The 25,734-nt window shown below is 31.8% G+C and carries 24 protein-coding genes; 21 read left to right on the forward strand and 3 right to left on the reverse strand.

Features of this window, described 5'->3' with window-relative positions; translation table 11 throughout:
• Position 1 precedes the first annotated feature (1 nt).
• From B0I03_RS00950 to priA, 3 genes are all read left to right on the forward strand, one after another.
• Entirely contained in the window at positions 2-925 is a 924-nt protein-coding gene (locus B0I03_RS00950) for a YihY/virulence factor BrkB family protein (protein WP_111565614.1), read from the forward strand.
• 20 nt (positions 926-945) lie between these two features.
• Positions 946-1,509, forward strand: coding sequence for a chalcone isomerase family protein (locus B0I03_RS00955; protein ID WP_111565615.1), 564 nt, complete (start codon positions 946-948; stop codon positions 1,507-1,509).
• A gap of 113 nt (positions 1,510-1,622) precedes the next feature.
• Entirely contained in the window at positions 1,623-4,073 is a 2,451-nt protein-coding gene (gene priA, locus B0I03_RS00960) for a replication restart helicase PriA (protein ID WP_111565616.1), read from the forward strand.
• Here the strand turns inward: priA and B0I03_RS00965 are convergent.
• Positions 4,070-4,765, reverse strand: coding sequence for a LytR/AlgR family response regulator transcription factor (locus B0I03_RS00965; protein ID WP_111565617.1), 696 nt, complete (start codon positions 4,763-4,765; stop codon positions 4,070-4,072). The genes priA and B0I03_RS00965 overlap by 4 nt on opposite strands.
• 149 nt (positions 4,766-4,914) lie before the next feature.
• Here B0I03_RS00965 and rpsF point away from each other — a divergent pair, with 149 nt between their 5' ends.
• The 7 genes from rpsF (at position 4,915) to B0I03_RS01000 (ending at position 9,985) form a co-directional block, all read left to right on the forward strand.
• Complete coding sequence (gene rpsF, locus B0I03_RS00970) at positions 4,915-5,256, forward strand: 30S ribosomal protein S6 (protein WP_026726603.1); 342 nt, start codon at positions 4,915-4,917, stop codon at positions 5,254-5,256.
• Between the two features lie 2 nt (positions 5,257-5,258).
• The gene (gene rpsR, locus B0I03_RS00975; RefSeq protein WP_008253655.1) at positions 5,259-5,555 is read left to right on the forward strand and encodes a 30S ribosomal protein S18; all 297 of its coding nucleotides are present in this window, start codon (positions 5,259-5,261) and stop codon (positions 5,553-5,555) included.
• Positions 5,556-5,618: 63 nt separating this feature from the next.
• Entirely contained in the window at positions 5,619-6,062 is a 444-nt protein-coding gene (gene rplI / locus B0I03_RS00980; RefSeq protein ID WP_111565618.1) for a 50S ribosomal protein L9, read from the forward strand.
• Between the two features lie 60 nt (positions 6,063-6,122).
• Positions 6,123-6,596 carry a DUF6495 family protein gene (locus B0I03_RS00985; RefSeq protein ID WP_111565619.1) on the forward strand — a complete coding sequence of 158 codons (474 nt, stop codon included), beginning with the start codon at positions 6,123-6,125 and terminating at the stop codon, positions 6,594-6,596.
• Between the two features lie 3 nt (positions 6,597-6,599).
• Positions 6,600-8,591, forward strand: a complete 1,992-nt coding sequence (gene ligA / locus B0I03_RS00990) for an NAD-dependent DNA ligase LigA (protein WP_111565620.1) — start codon at positions 6,600-6,602, stop codon at positions 8,589-8,591.
• Complete coding sequence (locus B0I03_RS00995) at positions 8,584-9,288, forward strand: hypothetical protein (protein WP_111565621.1); 705 nt, start codon at positions 8,584-8,586, stop codon at positions 9,286-9,288. The genes ligA and B0I03_RS00995 overlap by 8 nt, the downstream gene beginning before the upstream one ends.
• Positions 9,269-9,985: a hypothetical protein gene (locus B0I03_RS01000; protein WP_111565622.1), complete on the forward strand. Its 717-nt coding sequence runs from the start codon at positions 9,269-9,271 to the stop codon at positions 9,983-9,985. Before B0I03_RS00995 ends, B0I03_RS01000 begins: the two co-directional genes overlap by 20 nt.
• Here the strand turns inward: B0I03_RS01000 and B0I03_RS01005 are convergent.
• Positions 9,982-10,896 carry a bifunctional metallophosphatase/5'-nucleotidase gene (locus B0I03_RS01005; protein ID WP_111565623.1) on the reverse strand — a complete coding sequence of 305 codons (915 nt, stop codon included), beginning with the start codon at positions 10,894-10,896 and terminating at the stop codon, positions 9,982-9,984. The two genes, B0I03_RS01000 and B0I03_RS01005, sit on opposite strands and share 4 nt — an antisense overlap.
• A 9-nt stretch (positions 10,897-10,905) precedes the next feature.
• A complete protein-coding gene (locus B0I03_RS01010; RefSeq protein WP_111565624.1) occupies positions 10,906-11,694 on the reverse strand; it encodes a 5'-nucleotidase C-terminal domain-containing protein in 789 nt (262 codons plus the stop codon).
• A 45-nt stretch (positions 11,695-11,739) separates the two neighbouring features.
• Here B0I03_RS01010 and B0I03_RS01015 point away from each other — a divergent pair, with 45 nt between their 5' ends.
• The 11 genes from B0I03_RS01015 (at position 11,740) to coaE (ending at position 25,684) form a co-directional block, all read left to right on the forward strand.
• The gene (locus B0I03_RS01015) at positions 11,740-12,258 is read left to right on the forward strand and encodes a DUF6913 domain-containing protein (RefSeq protein WP_111565625.1); all 519 of its coding nucleotides are present in this window, start codon (positions 11,740-11,742) and stop codon (positions 12,256-12,258) included.
• A 3-nt stretch (positions 12,259-12,261) separates the two neighbouring features.
• Positions 12,262-13,140 carry a 4-hydroxy-tetrahydrodipicolinate synthase gene (gene dapA / locus B0I03_RS01020; protein ID WP_111565626.1) on the forward strand — a complete coding sequence of 293 codons (879 nt, stop codon included), beginning with the start codon at positions 12,262-12,264 and terminating at the stop codon, positions 13,138-13,140.
• 97 nt (positions 13,141-13,237) lie between these two features.
• Entirely contained in the window at positions 13,238-14,032 is a 795-nt protein-coding gene (locus B0I03_RS01025; RefSeq protein ID WP_111565627.1) for an outer membrane protein assembly factor BamD, read from the forward strand.
• Positions 14,033-14,042: 10 nt separating this feature from the next.
• Positions 14,043-14,357, forward strand: a complete 315-nt coding sequence (locus tag B0I03_RS01030; RefSeq protein ID WP_111565628.1) for a DNA-directed RNA polymerase subunit omega — start codon at positions 14,043-14,045, stop codon at positions 14,355-14,357.
• Positions 14,358-14,362: 5 nt separating this feature from the next.
• Positions 14,363-15,574: a bifunctional phosphopantothenoylcysteine decarboxylase/phosphopantothenate--cysteine ligase CoaBC gene (gene coaBC / locus B0I03_RS01035; RefSeq protein ID WP_111565629.1), complete on the forward strand. Its 1,212-nt coding sequence runs from the start codon at positions 14,363-14,365 to the stop codon at positions 15,572-15,574.
• Positions 15,564-16,457: a type IX secretion system protein PorD gene (gene porD / locus B0I03_RS01040; protein WP_111565630.1), complete on the forward strand. Its 894-nt coding sequence runs from the start codon at positions 15,564-15,566 to the stop codon at positions 16,455-16,457. Before coaBC ends, porD begins: the two co-directional genes overlap by 11 nt.
• 21 nt (positions 16,458-16,478) lie before the next feature.
• Positions 16,479-18,131 carry a DNA repair protein RecN gene (gene recN / locus B0I03_RS01045; protein ID WP_111565631.1) on the forward strand — a complete coding sequence of 551 codons (1,653 nt, stop codon included), beginning with the start codon at positions 16,479-16,481 and terminating at the stop codon, positions 18,129-18,131.
• 64 nt (positions 18,132-18,195) lie between these two features.
• Complete coding sequence (fabV, locus tag B0I03_RS01050) at positions 18,196-19,386, forward strand: enoyl-ACP reductase FabV (RefSeq protein WP_111565632.1); 1,191 nt, start codon at positions 18,196-18,198, stop codon at positions 19,384-19,386.
• Between the two features lie 190 nt (positions 19,387-19,576).
• Positions 19,577-23,935, forward strand: a complete 4,359-nt coding sequence (locus tag B0I03_RS01055) for a T9SS-dependent choice-of-anchor J family protein (RefSeq protein ID WP_111565633.1) — start codon at positions 19,577-19,579, stop codon at positions 23,933-23,935.
• A gap of 160 nt (positions 23,936-24,095) precedes the next feature.
• Positions 24,096-25,094, forward strand: coding sequence for a glycosyltransferase (locus tag B0I03_RS01060; RefSeq protein ID WP_111565634.1), 999 nt, complete (start codon positions 24,096-24,098; stop codon positions 25,092-25,094).
• A 2-nt stretch (positions 25,095-25,096) separates the two neighbouring features.
• On the forward strand, positions 25,097-25,684 hold the full coding sequence (coaE, locus tag B0I03_RS01065; RefSeq protein ID WP_111565635.1) for a dephospho-CoA kinase: 588 nt from the start codon (positions 25,097-25,099) through the stop codon (positions 25,682-25,684).
• Positions 25,685-25,734 lie beyond the last annotated feature (50 nt).

Consider the following 25,734-nt stretch of genomic DNA (forward strand, 5'->3'; position numbering starts at 1 on the left):
TATGTCGGAAGAAATAGAAAATAAGCTCAATAAAATCCCAGTTGTAAAGCAATTAGTTTCGCTTACAAAAGCTATAAAGTTGAAATCTTTAGAAGGGTTATCACTTTATGATATTTTGGAGCTTTATGTGTTGGGAATTTTTAAAGGTGCTTTTTCATATAGGGCTAGTGCTATTGCGTTCAGTTTCTTTATGGCTTTATTTCCTTTTGCTTTATTTATTCTGAATTTAATTCCGTTTATTCCTTTAGAAAATTTCCAAGCCGATTTTTTAGAGTTTGTAGAAAATGGTGTTCCACCCAATACTTACGAAGCTATTGAAGCCATTTTGAAAGATATTATGGGAACGAGTCATCAAGGGTTGCTTTCATCAGGTTTTATTCTTTCTATTTTGTTGATGACTAACGGAATCAATGCCATTTTAGGCGGATTTGAAATGTCGGCACATATTACCATTACAAGAGGTTTTTTTAGACAATACTTTATTTCTTTAGCTATTTCTCTAGTGTTGTCGATGATTTTATTAATCACGGTTGCTGCGATTGTAATTGCTGAGGTAATGATTCAAAAGATTAATATTCGAGGTTATGTAGCAGATGTTTCGGTTATTGAATGGAGTCGATATGGATTCATTCTTTTAATGATTTTAATAACAACTTCTGTATTGTATAAGTTTGCTACAAAAGAAACTTCAAGTATGGCATTTATTAGTTATGGTGCTGTTTTTACAACCATTTTAATCGTGATTTCTTCGTATGTTTTCGGAATTTACGTAACTAAATTTGCTAAGTACAACGAGCTATATGGTTCAATTGGTACACTTCTTGTACTAATGTTCTATATTTGGATAAACTGCATGGTTTTATTATTAGGTTTTGAACTAAATGCAACTATTTCAAAATTGAAAAGAAAAAATTTATATATTTAACAAAACTAAAAAATCGAATTATGAAAAAACAAGTTATTACTTTTTTAATGTTGATTGCAACTGTGTTTACAGTAAATGCACAAAAAACAGTATCAGGGGTTAAAGTTGATGCAAAGTTAAATTTAGAGGGTCAATCTTTAGTTTTAAATGGCGCTGGAACTCGTGTTAAGATGTTTATGGACATGTACGTTGGTGCTTTATATTTAGAAAAAAAGAGTACTAATGCTTCTGAAATTATGAATAGTAAAGAAGGAGCTGCCATTAAATTAAACATCGTTTCAGGTTTGATTACTTCTGATAAAATGATTTCAGCTATTAATGAAGGTTTTGAGAATTCTACTGGAAAGAAAACAGCTCCATTAAAAGCAAAAATTGATAAGTTTAAAAGTTTCTTTAAAGAAGAAATTAAAAAAGGAGATGTTTTCATTATTATGAATGTTCCTGCTGAAGGAATTGTAGTTTACAAAAACGGAACTAAAAAAGGAAGTATAGAAGGTCACGATTTTAAAAAAGCTATGTTTGGTATTTGGTTATGCGACAAACCAGCGGATAAAGACTTAAAAGATGAAATGTTAGGGAAATAATTCCAACTAAATATAAAGTAAGCGTTCTCAATCGAGGGCGCTTTTTTTGTTGATGTATTTATCTTTTCTCTTTTTTCTTTTCTCTATTCTCTTTTTCAAACTATATTTGTTCTATGCTGTATTTTATCGAAGTCGTTTTACCTTTAGCAGTTTCTAAAACCTTTACCTATCAGGTTTCGGAAGCAGAATTTCACTACATTCAAATTGGAATGCGAGTGGCAGTTCCATTTGGTAAAACTAAGATTTATACTGCTTTGGTGTTAGATAAAACAAATACGCCACCTCAATTATACGAAGCAAAAGAAATTCATCAAATTTTAGATGAAAAACCTGTTGTGAATTTACATCAAATTGAACATTGGAAATGGATTGCTTCTTATTATATGTGTTCGCTTGGTGAAGTGTTTCGAAGTGCATTGCCTTCGGGATATATTTTGGAAAGTGAAACGATTATTTCAGCAAGAGAAAATGCGGAATTAGATTCGGATGATTTAAAGGATGATGAGTATCTAATCTTAGAAGCTTTAAAAAGTCAATCTTCGATTACAGTTCAAGAGGTAATTAAAATTTTAGGTAAGAAAACGGTTTTTCCAATTATCAATCGATTGTTAGCAAAAGGCGCTTTGGTTTTACAAGAAGAAATTTCGGAACAATACAAACCCAAGTTAGTTCGCTATATCAGATTGCAAGAAGAATTTCTACAACAAGAAAGATTAGCCGAATTATTAGAAATGTTATCCAAAGCCAAAAAGCAACGCGAATTGGTTCTACATTATTTCCAATTACAAGCTCGTGAAAAAGCACCTATTTCAGTAAAAAAACTAATTGAAACTTCGGGAAGTTCTGCTGCAGTTGTAAAATCTTTAGTTGATAAAACAATTTTCGAAGAATATTACATCGTCCAAGATAGAGTAACTTTCGATAAAGATGATGATAGTCAATTCACGTTAAGTGAAGCCCAACAAGTAGCTTTTGAGAGCATTCAAGAAAATTTCAAATCGTTTGATGTAAATTTATTACACGGAGTTACAGCTTCAGGCAAAACCGAAATTTACATCAAACTTTTAGAACAATATATTAAGGAAGGAAAGCAGGTATTGTTTTTATTGCCAGAAATCGCTCTAACCACACAATTAGTGCAACGATTAACGGCTTATTTCGGAAATGAAGTAGCAGTTTTTCATTCAAAATATACCAATAACGAACGCATAGAAGTTTGGAATCAAGTTTTAGAAAATTCACAAAAAGCTAAAGTGGTTATTGGTGTTCGAAGTGCTTTGTTTCTTCCGTTTTCTAATTTGGGATGTATTATCGTGGATGAAGAACACGAGCAAACTTTTAAACAACACGATCCAGCGCCAAGATATCATGCACGTGACGCTGCGATTGTTTTAGCGAAGCAACACGGAGCAAAAGTGGTTTTAGGAAGCGCGACTCCGTCTTTGGAAACCTATTATAATGTGCAATCCAATAAATACAGTTTAACCGAATTAAAAGTACGCTATGGAAATGTAGTGTTGCCTGAAATTCAATTGGTCGATTTGAAAGATAAGTATTTCAGAAAGAAAATGTCAGGCCATTTCTCGGATGAATTATTGGAGGAAATCACGGAGACCTTATCAAAAGGCGAACAAGTCATTTTATTTCAAAACCGCAGAGGATTTTCGCCTTATGTGGAATGTATGACGTGTGGTCATGTGCCGCATTGTCCAAGTTGCGATGTGAGTTTAACGTATTACAAATTCAAAAATCAATTGCGTTGTCATTATTGTGGTCATTCGATTGCAAATCCTACTCATTGTCATAGTTGTCAATCGGTTGATGTTACTTCGAAAGGTTTCGGAACGGAACAAATTGAAATGGAATTGAAAACCCTTTTTCCAGAGAAAAATATCGGAAGAATGGATCAAGACACAACAAGAGGAAAATTCGGCTTTGAGAAAATTATCGATTCTTTTAAAAATAGAGAAATCGATGTTTTGGTAGGAACACAAATGCTAGCCAAAGGTTTAGATTTTGATAATGTAACTTTAGTTGGAATTTTAAACGCTGATAATTTATTGAACCAACCTAATTTCAGAGCTTACGAAAGAGCGTATCAAATGATGATGCAAGTTTCGGGTAGGGCAGGACGTTCAGAGAAAAAAGGAAAAGTAGTGATTCAAACTTATAACCCATATCATAATACTATTCAACAAGTTTTGGGTAATGATTATGCAGGAATGTATAAAGAGCAAATTTACGAACGCCAGAACTTTAAATATCCGCCTTTCTTTAGATTAGTAAAACTTACAATGAAACATCGCGATTTTGATAAATTGAAAGAAGGTTCAATGTGGCTATATAATGTATTATCTCAAAATTTAGATATGCCTGTTTTGGGTCCAGAAGAGCCAGCGATTAATAGAATTCGAAATGAATATATTCGAACGATTATGGTTAAGATTCCGGTTCAGCAACATTTGGGCAATACCAAAAAAAATATTGCGAAAGTGCTCATGAGTTTTGAAGCAGTTCCACAATATCGTTCTATTAAGGTAAAAGTAGATGTAGATGTATATTAAGCGTTTTCGATAGCTTTTACAATTTCTTCTTTCTTGTTACGACTTAATGGTATTTTTGTATTTCCAATTTCAGCAAACTTACTATTGAATTTTTCTACTCGGTCTAAATTGATAATATACGATTTGTGTACACGTATGAATTTACCTTCTGGAAGTTCTTTTTCAAAACCTTTCATAGTAGATAACACTAAATGACTTTCATCATCGGTAACTACTTTAATGTAATCGCCATACGCTTCAATCCATTTAATTTTAGAAACATATACTTTAAGTTTCTTTAAATTACTTTTGATAACGATACTTTCGCCATGTTCCTCATGATTTTCGTAACGTAAAGCGTGAAGTTCAGTAGCTTTTTTAACTGCTTTATTGAAACGTTCTTTAGAAATAGGTTTTTGAAGAAAATCAGTTGCTTCATAATCAAAAGCTTTAACAGCATAGTCTGCTTTTGAAGTAATGAATATAATTTGTGGTTTTGTTTTTAGTCCGTCTAATAAATCGAATCCGTTAATTAACGGCATTTCAATATCAAGGAATATTAGGTCGATTGTATTATTATTGATACAATTCTTTGCCTCAAGAGCATTGGCAAAATCTCCTACTAAGTTTAATAATGTTGATTCGTTAACAAGTTTTGTGATGGTAATTCTTTGAATAGCACTATCATCTACAACGATACAATTCAACTTCATGGGCATATATTTTTATAGTTTGTTAAAAGTAGAACAATTATTACAAATACACAAGTTTTTTTAATAAAAATTAATAATGTGTTATACTTGTTATTTCAAATAAAAGTATTATTTTTGCACCCAATTTTATAACAATAAATATAAAGATTATGAATCATTATGAAACTGTTTTCATCTTGAATCCCGTTTTATCTGAGCAACAGGTAAAGGAAACAGTAAGCAAGTTTGAAGATTTTCTTACTTCTAAAGGGGCTGAGATGGTATCGAAAGAAGATTGGGGCTTAAAAAAATTAGCTTACGAAATTCAACACAAGAAAAGTGGATTTTACCACTTATTCGAATTCAAAGCGCCAGCTGAAATCATTATTGCATTTGAAACTGAATTCCGTCGTGACGAGCGTGTTATGCGTTTCTTAACTGTGTCTTTAGACAAACATGCAATTTCTTGGGCAGAAAGAAGAAGAGCAAAATTAAAATCTAAAACAAACTAATCATGTCTACATTAGAGCAATCTGCAAAAGGGAAAAAAGACGGAGATATCAGATATCTTACGCCTTTAAACATAGATACAAACAAAACTAAAAAATACTGTCGTTTCAAAAAATCAGGTATCAAATATATCGATTATAAAGACGCAGACTTTTTATTGAAATTTGTTAACGAGCAAGGTAAAATTTTACCAAGACGTTTAACAGGTACTTCATTAAAATACCAAAGAAAAGTTTCTGTAGCTGTTAAAAGAGCTCGTCACTTAGCTTTAATGCCATACGTGGCCGATTTATTAAAATAATATTTAACAAATAGTTGTTGCTTCGCCGTAGGTGAGCTAACTTCTAATTAAAAGGACAACAACATGGAACTTATCTTAAAACAAGACGTTCAAAATTTAGGATTTAAAGACGATGTAGTAACTGTGAAAAACGGATACGGTCGTAACTATTTAATTCCTCAAGGTTTTGCTATTTTAGCAACTCCATCTGCTAAAAAAGTTTTAGCTGAAAACTTAAAGCAAAAAGCGCACAAAGAAGCTAAACTTGTTGCAGATGCAAAAGCTTTAGCTGAAGCTTTAAAAGCTTTAGAAATTAAAATTACTGCTAAAGCAGGTGGTGATAAATTGTTTGGTTCAGTTACTAGCGCTAACATCGTGGAAGCATTAGAAGCTAATGGTCATTCAATTGACAAAAAATTCATCACTAGCGGTGTTGTAAAACGTGTAGGTAAATATACTGCATCAGTTAGATTACACAGAGATGTTATCGTTGAGTTACCATACGAGATCGTAGGTGAAAAAGCATAATTTTTCTCAAAATATAAATTAGCTCCGATTTTATCGGGGCTTTTTTTTTATCTTTACTTTATGAAATACGCAAGATTAACGAAAGAACAGTTAGAAGAATTACATCCCGAATTTATTAATTTTTTGGCAACACAATCTATTGATAAAATCGAGTGGGATGATATTAAAAAAAATCGTCCTCATGTGGCCGAACAAGAGATTGATGTTTTCTCCGATATGATTTGGGAAAAAGCATTGACTAATGTTACTCATTTAGATCATTTTTCTAAAAACTACATTTTTCTTTTCAAATGTTTGCCTGATGTTGTGTATTCCTTTGTGATTAAAACAAATAATCCAGAAATTGATTTCGTTTCTGCAGATGGAATTCACTGGTTATCAGAAAATCTTTTCTCTGACGATGTGGAAATTACCAGAGGAAGAAAAGATATTTCGGCTAATCGAAATGAATCGTTGTTTGAGATTATCAAGCAAGGTGGAATTATCAGCAAAGGAGAATTATTTACCAAATTAGACAGCCTAATCAATCCCTAATTTATGAGTGTTTTAGATACTATTAAAAGTTTAAGAGAGGAATTAAATCAGCATAATTACAACTATTATGTTTTAGATAAACCTACCATTTCTGATTTTGAATTTGATCAAAAACTAAAACAATTACAAGATTTAGAAGCGCAAAATCCTGAATATTTCGATGAAAATTCGCCAACTCAAAGAGTAGGAGGAATGATTACGAAAAATTTTGAAACGGTGAAACACGAATATCGAATGTATTCGTTGGATAATTCGTATTCCATAGAAGATTTACAAGATTGGGAAACCCGAATTCAAAAGGTTTTAGGTAATGTTCCATTGGAATATACTTGCGAATTAAAATACGATGGAGCATCCATTAGCATCAGTTATGAAAATGGTCGTTTAGTACGTGCTGTAACACGTGGCGATGGTTTTCAGGGCGATGATGTAACCAATAATATCAAAACCATAAAAGCAGTTCCGATTCATTTAAAAGGTGATTATCCTGAAAAATTTGACATTCGAGGAGAAATCATTCTTCCGTTTGCTGGATTTGAAAAAATGAATCAAGAATTAATTGAAATCGGCGAAACACCATATTCCAATCCAAGAAATACTGCCTCAGGAAGTTTAAAATTACAAGACAGTGCTGAAGTTGCCAAACGTCCGTTAGATTGTTTGTTGTACTTTGTAATTGGAAATAATTTACCCTTTAAGACTCAATTTGAAGGCTTACAAAAAGCACGAGATTGGGGATTTAAAGTGCCAACTCAATCCAAATTAGCTAAAAACCTAACCGAAGTTTTTGAGTATATCAATTATTGGGACAAACATCGTCATGATTTGCCTTATGAAACGGATGGTGTGGTTATTAAAGTTAATAATTTACAACATCAAGATGAATTAGGCTATACGGCAAAATCTCCACGTTGGGCGATGGCGTATAAGTTTAAAGCCGAACAAGTAACTACAAAATTAAACTCGATTTCATATCAAGTAGGGCGAACAGGAGCGATTACGCCCGTTGCGAATTTAGAACCCGTACAATTAGCAGGAACAATTGTAAAACGTGCTTCGTTACACAATGCCGACCAAATTGAAAAGTTAGATATTCGAATTGGCGATGAAGTTTATGTGGAAAAAGGCGGTGAAATCATTCCGAAGATTATTGCGGTTGCTAAAAGAGGTGATCAAACCGAGCCAACAAAATATATCACTCATTGTCCAGAATGTCAAACGGAATTGGTTAGAAGCGAAGGCGAAGCGAATCATTTTTGTCCAAATTTCTATGGCTGTCCACCACAAATTATTGGAAGAATTCAGCATTTTATTACCCGAAAAGCTATGGATATTGATGGTTTGGGAGGCGAAACGGTTGCTTTGTTGTTCAACGCAGGCTTGGTTACTAATTATGCTGATTTGTATGAATTGAAAAAAGAGCAAATCATTCCGTTGGAACGAATGGCTGAAAAATCTGCAGAAAATTTAATCAACGGAATTGAAAAGTCGAAAACGATTCCTTTTGAACGTGTTTTGTATGCCTTAGGGATTCGATATGTAGGTGAAACAGTTGCTAAAAAGTTAGCAAAACACTACAAATCAATTGATGCAATAGCTCAAGCGAGTATGATGGATTTGATCTTAGTTGATGAGATTGGCGATAAAATCGCACAGAGTGTCGTTCAATTCTTTGAAAATCAAGAAAATATTCGTATTATTGATAGGCTTAAGAGTTATGGTGTTCAATTAGAATCGGGTGAAGACGATGTTTTACTTTCGGAAAAATTAAAAGGAAAAACATTCGTTGTATCTGGAGTTTTTGAAATTTATTCGAGAGACGAACTGAAAAAAGCCATTGAAGATAATGGAGGAAAAGTTGGAAGTTCCATCTCATCAAAAACAGATTATGTAATAGCTGGAGATAATATGGGGCCGTCAAAATTAGAAAAAGCAAATCAACTAAAAATTGCCATCATAACAGAATTAGATTTCAAACAAATGATAGATGCTTAAAGTAAATTCGGCTTTAATATTATATTTTACAGCTTTTATTTTATATGTATTTGCTGTTTTAATTGGAAGCGATAACTTGGAACTTTTTAGTAAGCCAATTATCATTCCGTCGATTTATTATTTCTATTATATTAGTGTTAGAGGTAAGATTGATTATTTGTTTTCTTTTTCGGTTTTATCTTTCTTTATTGGCGAAATTTTGCATTTAATTAGCAGAGAGGAGTTTAATGTTTCGGGGCTTATATTTTTATTAATTCCATATTTCATTATATTGTTTTTTATTTTTCAAGATTTAATCTATTATTTGAAAAAGAAAAAAATTAACCTGAACACCTTTTCTTTCTATATTATCGTAATGCTTTTAGTGTATTTGTTTTTTAATGTACTAATGATGATGATAGAAGAGAATAGCTTTGAATTTTTTATTTATTCTTTGTACGGAATATTATTGTTGTTAATGGGGATTTTAGCCTTTGTAATGCTAATTAATTACAATAACAGAACCATTTTGTATACGGGTTTTATGGTTGGATGTTTTTTATTGTCAGATTTGTTTTTTGTTTTTTCAAAAAAAATACCCGATTTATTAGCCTTGAAGATGATTAATGTTACGACTCAAGAATTATCGTTTTTTTGTTACATAAGTTATTTTGTTTATAGAACTAAATTTAAACTTTATGGTAAAACAACTATTTAAAATTGATAAGAATATAGATAGTAGAGCAAGTGTAGCTTTATATGTCTATTTTATTTCCCATATCTGCTATTTATTTTTTTATAGAGTTTATGAGGATATGGATATAGCTTTTATCTTTAAGCCAATAATTGTTCCCAGTATTGCTTTTGCTTATTTTTTCATTACCAAATCACTAAAAATTTACTTGAATTTGAGTCTGTTTTTAGTGATTTTTTTTGCCGATAATCTAATTTTATTGGAAGATCAGGAGCTAAAAGTTTTTTCAACCTATTTGTATTTGATTGCTGTTGGAATTTTATTTAACTATGTTGTTACAGATTCGCAATTGTTTAGAAAGAATCAATTCCTAAAAGATAATTTTAAATATTTTATTATTTCTTATTTAGTTTTAGTGATACTTTACAAGGTAGCCAGCATGTCTTTTAACTATGAATTTAAAGAGTTTTTTGTAGTAATTGGATATATTATAATGTTCTTAATGGTTTTAATCTTGAGTATTTATAATGCATTACGATTTAAATCAATTGCTTCTAGATTTTTATTATTAACCATTTTATGTCTGTTTTTTTCTGACATGTTTATAGTACTAAATAAGTACTATTTTAAAAATGATATCTTTATTTATATCTCTTGTATAATCGAAATTCCAGTGTATTATTTTCTTTTAAAATACCTGCTTTATCGAGAAAAGTACTAAACAATAATATTCTTTGTTTGATTGTGATGCAATTTATCGTTGGTTAAATAGAAATCAATTCGACCTAAGTTTACTCCAAAACAACCTACTTGATTAATCAAAACTTCTTTTCCTTCGCTATTTTTTTCAATAACTGGCTTGTCTAAGAAAGTATGCGTATGACCACCAATAATTAAATCAATATTTTTAGTCCTTTGAGCTAATAGAATATCACTTGGTTTTTCAGGTTCGTCTTTGTATTTGAATCCTAAATGTGATAAGCAAATTACCAAATCACATTTCTTTTCTTCTTTTAGAATTCGCGTCATGTCTTGTGCTACTTCAATTGGATTGTTGTAAACCGTTTCTTTATAAAGTTTTTTGTCTACAAGTCCGTCTAATTGAACGCCTAATCCGAAAATTCCAATTTTAATTCCGTCTTTAATGATGATTTTATATGGTTTTACGATATCATTCAAAATCGTGTTTTTAAAATCATAATTAGCGGATACAAAATCGAATTTCGCATGCGGTAATTGAGTATAAAAACCATCGATTCCATTGTCAAAATCGTGATTTCCCATGGTAGCCAAATCGTATTGCATCATGCTCATTAGTTTGAATTCCAATTCGCCACCATAATAATTGAAGTATGGAGTTCCTTGAAAAATATCGCCAGCATCTAATAAAAGCACGTTTTTTTCTTCTTTTCGGATGCTTTCAATGATAGTGGCTCTTCTGGCAGCGCCACCCATATTTGGATTTTTTGGATGATCGGCTGGGAATGGATCGATATGACTATGCGTATCATTCGTATGTAAAATGGTAATCTTTTTAGTGTCAACAGTAGAAAAACTACTTAAACTCACTCCTGATAAACCAAGTAAAGCCGAACTCGCAGCTGTTTTTTGGATAAAATCTCTTCTTTTCATAGGTAAGTGTTATTCTAAAATTATTTTTTCGGTAGTTATGTTCGGAATCGTGTCTACTTTTTTGAAATAATCAATCATCATATTTCTAAGCTTGTATTCCATGTCAAATTTGATTTTACTTTCTTTAAAAAACGTCATATTATCGCCTCCATTTGCTAAATAATCGGAAGTTCCCACATAATAAATTCGATTTTCATCCAAAGGTTGATTGTTGATTTCAATCTTATTAATTGCTGAAGTTGACTTATCAATGTAAATTTTCATTCCGTATAATGGGTGTGGTTTCTTTTCTTTAATGATGTATTCGGCTAACGTTTTGATTTCTTTTCCTGTAAGTCCTACAACAATTAAACTGTTTTCAAAAGGCATCACTTCAAAAGCGGTTCTTGTAGTTACATTTCCTTTAGGAATTACAGCTCTGATACCGCCGTGATTAAGTAAACAAACATCAATCGTTTTATTTTCTCTTTTTTGAAAAACTAGATTTCCAAGTTCAAAAGTAATTTCGGCTAATAAATTTCCAATATTCGATTGCCACGTTCCTTTACTTTTGTCTTGTGTTTCCGGACAATAAGCTAAAACGCTGTTTAAATCTTTATTAATATTATCGCTGTAAGGTTTTACATAAGTCGCAATGGCTTCGTTTTCGCCTTTTTCATTGGTAACGCCTATTTTTTTTCCTTCAATTTTAGTAGTTTGATAGGAAGAAGTTGATTTACAAGATATAAAGAGATTAAATGTTAATAATATAACAAAAAATCCAAAAGATATCGTATTCTTTTTTACATTTACAAGCATAACAAAAGCTTAAATTTTTAATTTTGTCGAATAGGTAAAAATACTATGTTTTATAATATTATAAAGAACTTTTTTCTTAAAAAAAATGTTACTAAACGATTAGCAACTCAAAATTCGTCTGGTTCAAACGATAAAGTGTTGACGGTTGGAGTTTTAGTTGACGAATCTTATTTCTCAGAAACAGATCAACTAGTTGAAAGAATAGTTTCGCAAGGAATTGATGCTAATAATATTTCGATATTAGTTTATAAAGATAAAATCAAGAAGAAGGAAGTAATAAACGAACCCTTTTTGTCGTTGAAGAATATTTCACTTTCGGGAGAAATTAATAAAAAAGAAGTAAATGATTTTATCGAAACGCCTTTTGATTTATTAATCAATTATTACGATGTTAATAAAAGCGGACTTTTGTTATTGTCAACAAAATCAAAGGCGAAATTTAAAGTAGGATTTGACACGGTTGACAAAAGAGTCAATCATTTTATCATAAAAACACTCGTTGAAAATTTTAATGAGTTTGTTTTAGAACTGTTTAAGTATTTGAAAATTTTAAATAAAATATAAAAAATGCAATCATTTATTGGTACAGGTGTTGCTTTAGTTACGCCATTTAAAAAAGATTTTTCGGTTGATGTAGAAGCTTTAACGCGAATAGTAAATTATGTAATTGATGGTGGAGTAGAGTACTTGGTAGTTTTAGGAACTACAGCAGAATCGGCAACTTTATCACAAGACGAAAAAGAATTGGTTATCGATACAATAATTAAAGCAAATGCAGGAAGATTGCCATTAGTTTTAGGTGTTGGTGGAAATAACACGCACAAAGTAGTTGAAGAATTGAAAACAAGAGATTTTTCTCATTTCTCGGCTATTTTATCAGTTTCGCCTTATTATAACAAACCAACGCAAGAAGGAATTTACCAACATTTCAAAGCAGTTGCTGAAGCATCTCCAATTCCAGTAATTTTATACAATGTGCCAGGAAGAACAGCAAGTAACATGTTGCCATCAACTGTTATCCGAATTGCAAATGATTTCAAAAATGTAATTGGAATTAAAGAAGCTGCTGGTGATATTGTTCAAGCAATGAAATTAATCCAAACAAAACCAGAAGGATTTTTAGTGATTTCTGGAGATGATATGATTACCTTACCAATGGTTTTAGCAGGTGGAGCAGGAGTGATTTCAGTAATTGGAGAAGGTTTTCCAAAAGAATTCTCTGAAATGGTGCGTTTAGGATTGCAAAGAAAAGTGGATGAAGCGTATAAATTGCACTATCTTTTAGTAGATAGTATCGATATGATTTTCGAACAAGGAAACCCTGGCGGAATTAAAGAAGTCTTTAAAGCATTAGGATTATCTGAAAATACAGTAAGATTACCTCTAGTAAATGTAAATGAAGATTTAGCAACAAGATTGCATAATTTTACTCGTAAATTAAGTTAAAAAAAGATTTTTGTAGTAAACAAATAATGTCTAAATTTGCAGTTGCTTTTTTAGACTTCTAAAGTATTGAATTTTAAGAAAGATTAAATTTAAATAAATGAATAGAATAGTTAGTTTTCTTTTTATTGCAATTTTTTTGGTTTCGTGTAGCGAGTATCAAAAGGCATTAAAATCAGACGATGTTGCAATAAAAAATGAAGCAGCGAATAAAAAATATGAAGCTGGAAAATATTTAAAAGCTATCAGATTATACGAACAAATTGCACCAGCTTATAAAGGGAAACCAAACGCTGAGCGTATGTTTTACTTTTATTCAATGTCGCTGTATAAATCAGAACAGTACTATTTGGCAGGGTATCAGTTAGAAAATTTTGTAGCTACTTATCCTAAAAGTGAAAAAAGAGAAGAATGTGCTTTTTATGCTGCTGAATGTTTTTACAGATTATCACCAGTTTATAGTTTAGATCAAACCGATACTGAAAAGGCACTAGATAAAATGCAACGTTTTATAGATATCTATCCAGAATCTCAATTTTTACCTCAGGCTAATGTTTATGTAAAAGAATTAAGAGAAAAATTAGAAAAGAAAGCATTTGAAATTGCAAAACAATACAACACGATTTCTGATTTTAAAGGAGCTTTAAAAGCTTTAGAGAATTTCTTAGCAGATTATCCAGGAACTCCTTATAAAGAACAAGCTTTGTATTATAGATTTGATTCTGCTTATAAACTTGCTATTAATAGTGTTGAATCAAAAAAACAAGAACGTTTAGTTTATGCTAAGAATACATATACAAATTTAATTAAACATAACGGTCAAACGGAATATAAAGAAGAAGCTGATAAAATGTTAGCTGAATTGGAACAAGAATTACAAAAGTATACTAAATAAAAAGTAAATCATGGATTTAAAGAAAACAAATGCTCCTGTAAACACTATTACTTACAACAAAAGTAAATTAGAAGAGCCTACCGGAAACATTTATGAAGCGATTACTATTATGGCAAAACGCGCTAATCAAATCAATACTGAAATTAAAAAAGAATTGATTGAAAAATTAGAAGAGTTTGCTACTTATAATGATAGTTTAGAGGAAATTTTTGAAAACAAAGAGCAAATTGAAGTTTCAAAATTCTATGAAAAATTACCAAAACCACACGCTTTAGCAGTACAAGAGTGGGAAGAAGGTAAAATCTATTACAGAGACGCAAAATAATCATTATGTCTGTTTTAAGCGGTAAAAAAGTCTTGCTAGGTATATCTGGTGGTATAGCTGCTTATAAAACAGCCAATTTGGTTAGATTACTTATAAAAGCAGGTGCACAAGTACAAGTTGTAATGTCGCCTGCTTCTTTGCATTTTGTTACGCCACTTACTTTGGCAACCCTTTCTAAAAATCCAGTTTATTCTACTTTCTATAATGAAGAAGAAGGAAATGGCGAATGGAATAACCATGTAGAATTAGGTTTGTGGGCTGATTTTATGCTAATCGCTCCTGCTACAGCTAATACACTATCTAAAATGGCAAATGGTAATTGCGATAATTTACTTATAGCAACTTATTTGTCTGCAAAATGTCCAGTTTATTTTGCGCCTGCAATGGATTTGGATATGTACAAACACCCATCAACTTTAGATAGTTTTCATAAATTGAAATCATTTGGAAACACTATGATTCCTGCTGAAAGCGGCGAATTAGCTAGCGGTTTAGTTGGTGAAGGAAGAATGGCAGAACCTGAAAATATTGTTGCTTTTTTAGAAAAGGATATAGCTTCAAAATTACCTTTAAAAGGTAAGAAAATTTTAATAACTGCTGGTCCTACATACGAAGCAATAGATCCTGTTCGTTTTATTGGAAATCATTCTTCTGGAAAGATGGGTTTTGATATTGCTAATGAAGCTGCAAACAAAGGAGCAGAGGTTGTTTTGGTTTCTGGACCAACACATTTAAATGTAAAAAACACTTCGATACAATTAATTAGAGTAACTTCGGCTCAAGAAATGTACGAAGCTTGTCATCAATGTTACAAAGATGTTGATGTAGCCATTGCTGCTGCTGCTGTAGCGGATTATCGTCCAAAAAATGTAGCCAACCAGAAAATAAAAAAGAACGATTCAACGTTCTCTATAGAGTTAGAAAAAACAAAAGATATCTTAGCTTCGCTTGGAGAACAAAAGAAAAATCAGTTTTTAATAGGTTTTGCTTTAGAAACCGAAAATGAAATTGAACATGCAAAGCAAAAAATCCAGAAAAAAAACTTAGATTTGATAGTTTTAAATTCGTTAAATGATAAAGGTGCTGGTTTTGGACAACCTACAAATAAAGTAACTTTTATTTCAAAAGACTTTGAAATTGAACCTAAAGAACTAAAATCTAAAGAAGAAGTAGCTCAAGATATTATTAATAAAGTAATTCAGTTTTATGATGCGTAAAGTAGTACTAGTTGTAATTTTTTTATTTTCAATTGTTAATGTGTTTTCACAAGAACTTAATGCTACTGTATCGGTAAATTTTCAACAAGTAGCTAATGGCAACCCACAGTTATTTAAAAATTTAGAAACACAAGTTAAAGAGTTTTTAAATACAACAAAATGGACTACTAAAGAATATACTGATGTTGAAAAAATTGAATGCAATTTCTTTATTAACGTTAATTCTTTTGGAGCTAATAATTTTGAAGCTACGTTACAAGTACAATCATCAAGACCTGTTCATAATTCAACATTATCAAGTCCTATTTTAAATATAAATGATAAGAACTTTTCATTCCGATTTATCGAATTTGAAAATTTAATTTATGATCCAAATTCTTTTAATTCTAACTTAATATCGGTTTTAGCTTTTTATGCAAACGTAATCGTTGGTTTAGATCAAGATTCTTTTTCAGAATTAGGCGGTACAGAATATTTACAAGTAGCTTCAAATATTGTGAACGTAGCTCAAACAAGTGGTTTTAAAGGTTGGAATCAATCAGAAGGAAATAACAACAACAGAAATTTTTTAATTTCAGATATTTTATCAAGTACTTTTACACCTTTCAGACAATCTCTTTATCAATATCATAGATTAGGTTTAGATGTAATGTCAGAAGATGTTAAGAAAGGTAAAGAAGGAGTAGCAAAAGGAATTAATTACTTAGCTGAAGTACAAAAAACAAGACCAAATGCTTTATTAACCCGTACTTTTTTTGATGCTAAAACAGATGAAATTGTTTCCATTTTTAGTGGTGGACCAAGAGTTGATGTAACTTCTTTAGTAGAAACTTTAAATAGAATATCTCCATTAAATTCTCAAAAGTGGAGTAAAATTAAATAATACTCATACCTTTTATTATTTATGTTACTTTCACTATCTATAAAAAATTATGCGTTAATCGAATCGCTTGAAACTGATTTTTCTAATCAGTTTTCTGTTATAACTGGAGAAACCGGTGCCGGAAAATCGATTCTTCTTGGTGCTCTAGGTTTGGTTTTAGGTAATAGAGCCGATTTAACTTCTCTAAAAGACAAAGAGCAAAAATGTATTATTGAAGCTCAATTTGCTATTTCTAATTATAATCTTCAGTCTTTTTTTGATGAAAACGATATGGATTATGAAGATAAAACCATTATCAGAAGAGAAATTTTACCTTCTGGGAAATCGCGTGCTTTTGTAAATGATAGTCCGGTAAATCTTCAGGAATTACAGGAATTAGGTGCGATGTTGTTAGATATTCATTCCCAACATCAAACCCGAGAACTTACAGAAGAAAACTACCAAATTGATATTTTAGATGCGGTTGCGAATAATGGAGGATTCGTAAATTCTTATAAAAATGCATTGTCTGATTTCAAGTCGACTCAAAAAGAGTTGAAACAATTGATTTCTGAGAAAGAAGCTTTAGTTAAGGAATATGAATATAACTCTTTTTTACTGAATGAACTTTTAGCAGCCAATTTAATTGATGGCGAGCAAGAAGCACTAGAACAAGAATTAGAGCAATTAAGTAATGTTGAATTCATAAAAGAAAATTTTGAAAGAATTTTAGCTATTGCTAATGAAGAGCAAGTGGGCGCCTTAGTCAATTTGAAAGAAATTAAAATTTCACTTCAAAAAATTGCTGGTTTTTCCAATCAAAATGCACAATTATTAGAACGTTTGACAAGCAGTTTACTCGAAATTGAAGATATTATTTCGGAATGCGAACAAAGCAATGAAAAGATATTAGCCGATCCGGAACGATTAGAATTGGTGAATACTAAACTGCAAACCATCTATAATTTACAAAAGAAACATCAAGTACAAACCATTGCTGAATTGTTAGTAATTCAAAACGAATTAGATGCTAAAGTTATTCGTGTTGATGATTTGGACGGTGCTATTAATAAATTACAATCCGAATTAAGTTCGAAACAAGCCAAAGTTGATGAAGTTGCTCATTCGATTTTTGAAAATAGAAAGAAAACAGCTCCAATTTTAATTGAAAAAATTAAAGCAATTTTATCACAATTAGGTATGGTAGAAGCTAATTTTCAAATCGAAATCAATCATACCGATTCTTATAATACAAAAGGAAAAGATGAAGTGGTTTTACTATTCTCGGCAAACAAAGGAACCAGTTTTGGATTATTGAAAAAAGTAGCTTCAGGCGGAGAAATGTCGCGCATCATGTTAGCAATCAAAGCCATTTTAGCGAATTATTCGAAACTTCCAACCATCATTTTTGATGAGATCGACACCGGAGTTTCAGGAGAAATTGCAATTAAAATGGGTGAAATCATGAAGGAAATGAGTGCTACAATGCAAGTATTTGCCATTACACATTTACCACAAATTGCGGCAAAAGGAAATTCGCATTATAAAGTATCAAAACGTAATTTAGGTGAAACTACAATTTCAGAATTAAATCTGCTAACATCAGAAGAAAGAATCCAACAAATAGCCGAAATGTTATCAGGAAAAGATATAACCGATTCGGCTTTACAACACGCAAAAGCTTTGCTGAATTAATTTTTTAAAGTACTTTTGCTTACCAATTTAAACGACAACAAACCAATTATAAAAATAGAATATCATGATTATAGAACCAAGAATGCGAGGATTTATTTGTTTGACAGCTCATCCAAAAGGTTGCGAACAAAATGTAAAAAATCAAATTGAATATGTAAAATCAAAAGGAAAAATCAACGGACCTAAAAGAGTGTTAGTTATTGGTGCTTCAACAGGTTTTGGTTTGGCTTCAAGAATTACAAGTGCTTTTGGTTCTGATGCTGCTACTATTGGTGTATTTTTTGAAAAAGAACCTTCTGAAGGTAAAACTGCATCTCCAGGTTGGTATAACTCTGCAGCTTTTGAAATGGAAGCTCAAAAAGCTGGATTATATGCAAAAAGTATAAACGGTGATGCTTTTTCAAACGAAGTAAAGCAACAAGCAATCGATATGATTAAAGCTGATTTAGGTCAGATTGATTTAATCATTTACAGTTTGGCATCTCCAGTACGTCAACATCCAGTAACAGGTGTTTTACATCGTTCTACTTTAAAACCTATTGGAAGTACTTTTACGAATAAAACAGTTGATTTTCATACAGGAAATGTAACTAGTGTTTCTATCGAGCCAGCTAACGAAGAAGATATTGCAAATACTGTAGTGGTAATGGGAGGTGAAGATTGGTCAATGTGGATGGATGCTTTAAAAGGAGCAGGTGTTTTAGCTGAAGGAGCAACTACAATTGCTTATTCTTACATTGGACCAGAAGTTACTGAAGCAGTTTACAGAAAAGGAACAATCGGAAGAGCAAAAGACCATTTAGAAGCTACGGCTTTTGAAATTACAGAGAAATTAAGAGATATTAATGGAAAAGGTTATGTTTCTGTAAATAAAGCATTGGTAACACAAGCTAGTTCGGCAATTCCAGTAATTCCATTATATATTTCATTGTTATATAAAATCATGAAAGCGGAAGGAATTCATGAAGGTTGTATTGAGCAAATCCAACGTTTGTATGCTGATAGATTGTATACTGGAAATGCAGTTCCAACAGACGATAAAGGAAGAATTCGTATCGATGATTGGGAAATGAGAGCAGATGTACAAGAGAAAATTGCTAAATTATGGGGTGAATCAACTACAGAAACTTTAGTTGAATTAGGAGATTTAGCAGGATATAAACAAGATTTCTTAAACTTATTTGGATTTGGGTTTGAAGGGGTAGATTATCAAGCTGATACTAATGAAATGGTTATGGTACCGAGTATCAAATAAATCAAAATACAACATTTTGAATAAAAATTGTTACAAAACTCTAGCTTGGCTAGAGTTTTTTGTTTTTTATCGATGTTTTATTGCTTTTCGTCGATATTAAGAGAAAGTTATCTTTAGGTTGTGTTTTTAGTGATTAATATATTTATTTAATAGTTAAATTTGTAGTTGCTTAACAAAAAATTATAAATACATGAAAAAAATTACTTTATTTTTATTTGCGCTCTTTACGTGCTGGCAAATAAATGCCCAAGTAAGTTCCTATGCTTTTAGTCAAAGTAGTGGTACTTACACACCAATAACGGGCGGCACATTAGCTGCGTCTGGAGCATCTCTCGATGACACTATTCTGAGTGTTACTTTACCAACAGCTTTTGCTTACAATGGTAATAGTATTACTACAGTTGGCTTTAGTCCCAATGGTTATTTGATCATGGGTAATACTACAACTCATGGTTATACTCCATTATCAAGTACTGCTACATCTAATGGTGTTATTTCTGGACTTGGAATGGATTTAGTTTCTAATACGGCTACTTCTGAGTTAAGATGGGAGCAAATAGGAAATGAAATCATTTTTCAATGGAAAGAGTTTAGAAGATATTTAGCTACACCGGAAAGTATAAATTTTCAAATTAGGTTAAACACTTCTAATGGCCAAATTAATGTTGTATATGACGCTCCAACTACTGTTGTCGCTAGTGAAACTAGAATTCCACAAGTTGGATTAAGAGGTACAGCAAATGCGGATTATAATGCTAGAAGGCTTACTACATCTGTTCCAGATGCAACACCTTCATGGAATGATACTGCTGCGGCAACTTCAAATGCACATAACGTAAGATTTACTAATACAGCTCCAGCTGCTTTTCCTTCTTCGGGATTAACTTTTACTTGGTCGCCTCCAGTTCCTTGTTCAGGTGCTCCAGTTGCAGGTACTGTTACTCCAGCGTTACAGAATGTATGTACAGGAGTAGTGCCTGCTAATTTGGTGGGTTCTGGTTATTCTTCAGGAGTAACAGGTCTTACTTTTCAATGGGAAGAGTCAAATGATGATGGTGCAACAGATGCATGGGCACCTGTTGTAGGTGGTACAGGAGCTACAACTGCTACTTATACTCCACCTGCTTTTTCAGGAACACCTATATATTACAGATTAAATGTAACATGTACAAATTCTTCATCTTCTGCTCAAACAGCGTCAGTTTTAGTATCAGCTCCAATTACCCCAACTAATCAAATTACGGCTGTAACAATTCCAGCAGGAACTGTAAATTATGCTCAGGCTGTAGTAAACTGGACTAACGGAAATGGTAATAGAAGAGTTGTTTATATTAGTAACTCAGCTACTTTTACTGATCCAGTAAATGGTAATGCTCCAGCTTTAACAGCGAATACTGTTTATTCTGGTTCAGGACAACAAATAATATTTGATGGTACAGGTACTACAGTTACTGTAACTGGCTTAGCTACTGGAACACAATATTATATTAAAGCTTATGAATATGTTCGTTGTGGTTCAGGACCATACGATTACTACTATAATGTAACAACAGGTACTAATATAGGAACTTTCACAACTTGTGGAGTTTATGCTGTTCCAGCTTTAGAAGATTTTACAGCTTATGTGCCAGGTTGTTGGCAGGAAGCTGATAACGGGAATTTGACAACTGGTCCAGCTACTTTTGGAACTAGTTCTTGGGCTGCTGATGGTTTCGGAAATGTTGGAACTACTGGGGCTATGAGAGTTAATTTAGACTTTACAGGTGATAATGATTGGATTTTATCGCCTCTATATACAATTCCAGCTAATTATGAATTAAAATTTGATGCTTCGGCAAATCAATGGGGTACTAATCCTATAGCGCCAACAACACCATGGGAAGCAGATGATTTTGTTGAAGTTTTAGTTTCAACAGGAACTACAAACTGGAACGTTTTGTACACATATAATAATACAAATGTTCCTTCCAATACTGGAACTCCAAACATAATTGATTTAGATGCATATGCAGGTCAAACTGTTAGATTTGCATTTAGAGGTGTTGAAGGTGGAACTGATGGCGGTGCTGATATTGAATTAATCGTTGATAATTTTGAATTAAGAGAAACTCCTCCTTGTGTGGAGCCAACTACATTATCAGCTACAAACATAACTTTTAGTAGTGCTGATTTATCATGGGTTGATCCTTCTGGAACTCAATTCGATTATTACTACGTTGTCCAACCAGCTGGTGGTGGTGTACCAGCAGTAGCAGGTGATTATGTAGATATAGGTGATTTGCCTTTGACTGTTAATGCTTTAAGTTCAAATACAAATTATGAATTTTGGGTAAGAGCTGACTGTGGAGGTGCTGGATATAGTGCTTGGGTTGGTCCATTTACTTTCAGAACTTTATGTTCTGCTATAAATACGTTCCCTTTTGTTGAAACATTTAATACTGATTCAACTACAGAATCTTGTTGGTTAGTTGTTAATGGTAATGCTGATGGTGATCAATGGAATATGAATGGAACAACTATACCAAGAAATGGTCAATCTGCAGAATTATATACAGATTTTAATACTGTAAATAATGACTACTTAGTTTCTCCACAATTAGATTTAGGTACTACAGCTAAAAGATTAAAGTTTTGGGTTAGACATTATTCAAATTTTGAACCAGATAATTTAAATGTTAGAATTTCTACTACAGGAAGAGATATTCCAAGCTTTGCTTCTAACAATTTATTAACTCTAACTACTACTCAGATAACAACTACATATACTGAGTATATTGTTGATTTAAGTGCATATAGTGGTTTAGTTTATATTGCATTTGCTCGTGAAGATGCGCCAGCTGATGGTTGGTATGTTTCTATTGACGATGTTACTGTTGAAGACGCTCCAACGGCACCACCTGTTTGTGCAACTAATGTTGTAGCAACTCCTCATCCAACATGTGGAAACTATGCTAATTCTATTACATGGGATGTTACATCTGGTGCTGATGGATATTACGTTACTATTGGTACAACAACTGGTGGAAATGATATTGCAAATGCGGTTTCAGTTTCTGGTACTTCTTATAACTTTACTGGTAACTTTAATACTACATATTTTTATACAATTGTTCCTTATAATGCTAATGGTTCAGCAACTGGTTGTACAGAACAATCTTTCGCTACAAATGTTAATGGTTGTTATTGTGTATCTGCTCCAACTTCTGTTGATGGTTTAGGTATCACAAATGTTCAAATTGTGTCAACAAATTTTGCAAATACAGTTTCAACATCTCCAGTTTACAATGATCATACTGCAACACCTGTAGATATGTCTCAAGGAATTAATAACAACGTTCAAATTTCTTTTGATACAGGTTTTGGTTATGATTATAATATTGTTATTTGGATTGATGCAAATGACGATTTTAATTTAGATGCTTCAGAGATTGTTTATACTGGTTTAGCTCCTAATACTCCTATTGTAACTCATAACGCATCTTTTGTTATGCCAGGTACAATGCCACTAGGACAACATAGAATGAGAATAGTGGCTACTGATGCTTTACAAACACCATCTAATCCATGTTATTCTGGTACTTATGGTGAAACTGCTGATTTTACAGTTAATATTGTTGCAGCTTCGTGTACGCCACCAGCAGCTACAACAACTGTAGTTCCTGCTTGTGGTACTGCTCAATATTCTATTGACGTAAATGTAACTGCTTTAGGAAGTGGAACACCTTCTATTACAGATGGAACAACTTCATGGCCAGTTTCAGCTATTGGAGTAGTAAATGTTGGACCATTTGCTAGTGGTTCTTCGGTTACTTTAACTTTATTACACGGTTCGGATGCCACTTGTAATTTACCTTTAGGTTCATTCAATTATGCTTGTCCTCCGGCTAATGATGACTGTTTAAATGCTCAAGTTTTAACTCCAGGAGGTGTTTTTGGAGATAATGATGTTGTTGGAACAAATGTTGCTGCTACTGCTTCAACAGGAGAAACAGCTCCAGGTTGTGCTTCGTATTCTGGTGGTGATGTTTGGTATCAAGTTACTGTTCCAGCTTCTGGTTCTTTAACTATTGAAACAAACAATAATTCAAGTGCTATTTCAGATACAGGTTTAGCAGTTTATTCAGGTTCATGCGGTGCTTTAGTATTAGTAGAGTGTGATGACGATGACAGTGCTGATGGTAACTTCTCATTAATTTCTTTAACAGGAAGAACTCCTGGTGAGGTTTTATTTGTAAGAGTTTGGGAATATAGCAATGATGCTTTTGGAACATTCTTGGTGTCTACTTACGATGCTTCATTATCTTCAGGTTCATTTGATAACGCTAATTTCACAGCTTATCCAAATCCTGTAAAAGATGTATTAAATGTGTCTTACACTACTGAAATTTCTTCAATTAGAGTAATCAACATGATTGGTCAAGAAGTAATTTCTAAAAATATTAACGCTACTTCAACTCAAGTTGATATGTCTCAATTAAGTGCTGGTACTTACATTGTAAATGTAACAGTAGGAGACAACGTTAAAACATTAAAAGTTGTTAAGCAATAAATATTAAATTTAGTTAATGATTAAAGTCCCGATTCATTCGGGACTTTTTTTTATCTTTTTTCTAAAATTTAATTATGTACAAGGAAGAAATAACCCATATAAATTAGATAACAACTATTTAAAATCTTTAAAAATTATGTAGGTTTGTAAAAAAAATAAAATGTATTTTTCATTTATTGTTCCAGTATACAACCGACCTGATGAAATTGATGAATTGCTTGAAAGCTTATCTAAGTTTACATCAACTATTCCTTTTGAAACAGTAATCATAGAAGATGGTTCTACAATTCCATGTGGTAATATAATTGAAAAATATAAAGATGAGTTAACCATTTCCTATTACTTTAAACCAAATTCAGGTCCAGGAGATTCTCGAAATTACGGAATGAAAGTGGCTAAAGGTGATTATTTTATCATTCTTGATTCTGACTGTATTATTCCTTCAGATTATTTAACTCAGGTTCAAAAAAGTTTAGAATTAGAATATGTAGATTGTTTTGGAGGTCCAGATGCGGCATTAGATTCGTTTTCCGATATTCAAAAAGCAATTAATTTTACGATGACCTCTTTCTTAACAACTGGCGGAATTAGAGGTGGAAGTGAAAAAGTTGATAAATTTCAACCTAGAAGTTTTAACATGGGATTATCCAAAAAAGCTTTTGAAGCATCAAATGGTTTTGGAAATATCCATCCTGGTGAAGATCCTGATTTATCTATTCGATTATGGAACTTAGGTTTCAAAACTAAGTTAATAAAAAGTGCTTTCGTATATCATAAAAGAAGAATTAGTTGGGAAAAGTTCCAAATCCAAGTCAATAAATTTGGAAAAGCACGACCTATTTTAAATTCATGGTATCCAGAACACAAAAAAATTACATTCTGGTTTCCAAGTTTATTTCTAATAGGATTTTTATTTTCGGTTTTCTTAGCTTTTTTTAATTTTCCCTTTTTTCTTGCGCTTTATGGATTTTACTTTTTACTATTATTTATGACTTCGTTATTATTCAATAAAAATCTAAAAATTGCGTTATATTCATTATGGGCTACCATAATTCAGTTTTATGGTTATGGAAAAGGATTTTTACTATCATACTTTAAAATCTCAATTTTAAAACAAAAACCTCAAGAAGCTTTTCCTGAGTTGTTTTTTAAGAAATAAATATGACTAAAATAATTGGTTTAACTGGTGGTATTGGAAGCGGAAAATCTACCGTAGCAAATTATATTGCTTCAAAAGGAATTCCTGTTTACATTGCTGACGAAGAAGCCAAGAAAATTATGGAACGTGAAGATGTAAAGCAAAAAATTCAAAATTTGTTTTCAGAATCAGTTCTTAATGATGATACATCTTTAAATCGAAAAAAAATTGCCGAATTCGTTTTTAACAATCCAGAAAAGTTAAAAGAATTAAATGCCATTGTTCATCCTGAAGTACAACTTCATTTTAAAAATTGGTTAAATAACCACAAAGACTTCCCTTTTGTAATTAAAGAAGTTGCTATTTTATTTGAAACAGGTGGAAATAAGCACTGTGATAAAGTTATTTTAATTACTGCTCCAGAAGAACTTAGGATAGAAAGAGCCATGAAACGTGATAATTTAACAAAAAAAGACATTTTAGTTAGAATTAACAATCAACTTCCTGACTCAAAAAAGAAAAAATGGAGTGATTTTATAATTGATAATATAAATTTAAACGATACTTTCTTAAAAACCGATGAAATTCTTAAAATATTAGCAAAAACATAAAATTTTGTTTATATGTTAATCTTTGGTTAATGTATTTTAACGAGAAATGT

It is taken from the genome of Flavobacterium aquaticum, assembly GCF_003259835.1.
GTDB classification, from domain to species: Bacteria; Bacteroidota; Bacteroidia; order Flavobacteriales; family Flavobacteriaceae; genus Flavobacterium; species Flavobacterium aquaticum.

Excerpts from the sequence above, each read along its gene's own strand:
- B0I03_RS00950 (WP_111565614.1), top strand. The coding sequence starts at position 2 with ATGTCGGAAGAAATAGAAAATAAGCTCAATAAAATCCCAGTTGTAAAG.
- B0I03_RS00955 (WP_111565615.1), top strand. The coding sequence starts at position 946 with ATGAAAAAACAAGTTATTACTTTTTTAATGTTGATTGCAACTGTGTTT.
- priA (WP_111565616.1), top strand. The coding sequence starts at position 1,623 with ATGCTGTATTTTATCGAAGTCGTTTTACCTTTAGCAGTTTCTAAAACC.
- B0I03_RS00965 (WP_111565617.1), bottom strand. The coding sequence starts at position 4,765 with ATGAAGTTGAATTGTATCGTTGTAGATGATAGTGCTATTCAAAGAATT.
- rpsF (WP_026726603.1), top strand. The coding sequence starts at position 4,915 with ATGAATCATTATGAAACTGTTTTCATCTTGAATCCCGTTTTATCTGAG.
- rpsR (WP_008253655.1), top strand. The coding sequence starts at position 5,259 with ATGTCTACATTAGAGCAATCTGCAAAAGGGAAAAAAGACGGAGATATC.
- rplI (WP_111565618.1), top strand. The coding sequence starts at position 5,619 with ATGGAACTTATCTTAAAACAAGACGTTCAAAATTTAGGATTTAAAGAC.
- B0I03_RS00985 (WP_111565619.1), top strand. The coding sequence starts at position 6,123 with ATGAAATACGCAAGATTAACGAAAGAACAGTTAGAAGAATTACATCCC.
- ligA (WP_111565620.1), top strand. The coding sequence starts at position 6,600 with ATGAGTGTTTTAGATACTATTAAAAGTTTAAGAGAGGAATTAAATCAG.
- B0I03_RS00995 (WP_111565621.1), top strand. The coding sequence starts at position 8,584 with ATGCTTAAAGTAAATTCGGCTTTAATATTATATTTTACAGCTTTTATT.
- B0I03_RS01000 (WP_111565622.1), top strand. The coding sequence starts at position 9,269 with ATGGTAAAACAACTATTTAAAATTGATAAGAATATAGATAGTAGAGCA.
- B0I03_RS01005 (WP_111565623.1), bottom strand. The coding sequence starts at position 10,896 with ATGAAAAGAAGAGATTTTATCCAAAAAACAGCTGCGAGTTCGGCTTTA.
- B0I03_RS01010 (WP_111565624.1), bottom strand. The coding sequence starts at position 11,694 with ATGCTTGTAAATGTAAAAAAGAATACGATATCTTTTGGATTTTTTGTT.
- B0I03_RS01015 (WP_111565625.1), top strand. The coding sequence starts at position 11,740 with ATGTTTTATAATATTATAAAGAACTTTTTTCTTAAAAAAAATGTTACT.
- dapA (WP_111565626.1), top strand. The coding sequence starts at position 12,262 with ATGCAATCATTTATTGGTACAGGTGTTGCTTTAGTTACGCCATTTAAA.
- B0I03_RS01025 (WP_111565627.1), top strand. The coding sequence starts at position 13,238 with ATGAATAGAATAGTTAGTTTTCTTTTTATTGCAATTTTTTTGGTTTCG.
- B0I03_RS01030 (WP_111565628.1), top strand. The coding sequence starts at position 14,043 with ATGGATTTAAAGAAAACAAATGCTCCTGTAAACACTATTACTTACAAC.
- coaBC (WP_111565629.1), top strand. The coding sequence starts at position 14,363 with ATGTCTGTTTTAAGCGGTAAAAAAGTCTTGCTAGGTATATCTGGTGGT.
- porD (WP_111565630.1), top strand. The coding sequence starts at position 15,564 with ATGATGCGTAAAGTAGTACTAGTTGTAATTTTTTTATTTTCAATTGTT.
- recN (WP_111565631.1), top strand. The coding sequence starts at position 16,479 with ATGTTACTTTCACTATCTATAAAAAATTATGCGTTAATCGAATCGCTT.
- fabV (WP_111565632.1), top strand. The coding sequence starts at position 18,196 with ATGATTATAGAACCAAGAATGCGAGGATTTATTTGTTTGACAGCTCAT.
- B0I03_RS01055 (WP_111565633.1), top strand. The coding sequence starts at position 19,577 with ATGAAAAAAATTACTTTATTTTTATTTGCGCTCTTTACGTGCTGGCAA.
- B0I03_RS01060 (WP_111565634.1), top strand. The coding sequence starts at position 24,096 with ATGTATTTTTCATTTATTGTTCCAGTATACAACCGACCTGATGAAATT.
- coaE (WP_111565635.1), top strand. The coding sequence starts at position 25,097 with ATGACTAAAATAATTGGTTTAACTGGTGGTATTGGAAGCGGAAAATCT.